The sequence below is a fragment of the uncultured Jannaschia sp. genome, from assembly GCF_947494055.1.
GTDB lineage: Bacteria > Pseudomonadota > Alphaproteobacteria > Rhodobacterales > Rhodobacteraceae > Jannaschia.
In genome coordinates, this window is record NZ_CANLTR010000159.1 from 1 (window position 1) to 682 (window position 682).

A 682-nucleotide genomic window follows, 5' to 3' on the forward strand; every position below is an offset into this window, starting at 1 on the left:
AATGCAGGGCGATCGGGACGTTGTATCCGATCGCGCTGTGGGGCCTGACCTCGTTGTAGTCTCTGCGCCAATCCTCCAGCTTTTCGCGGGCATCGGCAAGGCTCATGAACCAGTGGGCGTTCAGACACTCCGATCTCAGCTTGCTGTTGAATGCCTCAATGAAGCCGTTGTCGGTCGGTTTTCCAGGCCGGGAGAAGTCCAGCGTGACGTCGTTGGCATAGGCCCAGAGGTCGAGATCCCGGGAGATGAACTCGCTGCCGTTGTCGACCCTGATCGTCTTCGGGTAGCCGACCTTGGCACAGACCCGTTCCAGGGTTTGGACAACGTCCTCGCCACGGTAGGCGAACCGCGGATCAGCCGCTGGACAGAGCCTGGAATGGGTATCGACCACCGTCAGGATGCGGAGCTTCTTGCCCATGGCGAGCTGGTCATGGACGAAATCCATCGCCCAGACATCGTTCGGGCCAGTAGCTTCCTGACGGTCTTCGCGCAGCTTCGCCTTCACCCGTCGCTTCGGGTGCTTGTTCCGGAGTTGCAGGCCCAACTCGTTGTAAATCCTGCGGGTCTTCTTCATGTTGATCTCCCAGCCTTCCCGGCGTAGCAGCACATGCACGCGGCGGTAGCCGTAGCGCACACGTGTCTCCGCGATCTCCTTGATCCGTCTTGCGACGGCCGCCTGGTC

1 protein-coding gene is annotated in these 682 nt (G+C 60.9%); it reads right to left on the reverse strand.

Translation table 11 applies throughout. From position 1 onward, the window contains the following. Positions 1–682, reverse strand: a 682-nt coding sequence (locus tag Q1A87_RS23635; protein ID WP_299657306.1) for an IS3 family transposase, incomplete at both ends; no start/stop codon positions are given.